Raw genomic sequence first — 370 nt, forward strand, 5'->3', positions numbered from 1 at the left:
CGTCCACGGCGTACGGGTCGGCGTCCAGGTCGAACAGCCGGCGCACCCGCTGGACGGCGGTGGTCAGGTCGCGGAGGTCGGTGAGCTGGATCCGGGCCTCCAGCCAGGAGCCGCCGGGCGAGGCCTCGTCGACCGCGACGAGCCCGGCCCCGTACGGCAGTCGCAGGGTGCGCCGGTAGGTGCGGCGGCCGGGCGGGCCCGTCACCTCCTCGACCCGGGCGACCGCTCCCGCGGCCAGCAGGTCGAACAGGGCGGCGGTGGCGTACGGGCCCCGGTGGGCGAGCCGCAGCGGAATCCCGGCCCTGGCCCCCGCGCCGCGTCCGCCGCCGAGCCCCGTGCCGGCCCTGTCTCTTATACACATCTCTGAGCG

The 370-nt window shown here is 77.3% G+C and carries 1 protein-coding gene; it reads right to left on the bottom strand.

The features are described from left to right. Positions 1-370 (bottom strand): AlkA N-terminal domain-containing protein (locus tag CR470_RS38525; protein ID WP_306667849.1); only part of this gene is annotated, 370 nt, incomplete at both ends.

Origin of the sequence: Streptomyces sp. rh34 (genome assembly GCF_002551245.1) — a bacterium.
Taxonomy (GTDB): domain Bacteria; phylum Actinomycetota; class Actinomycetes; order Streptomycetales; family Streptomycetaceae; genus Streptomyces.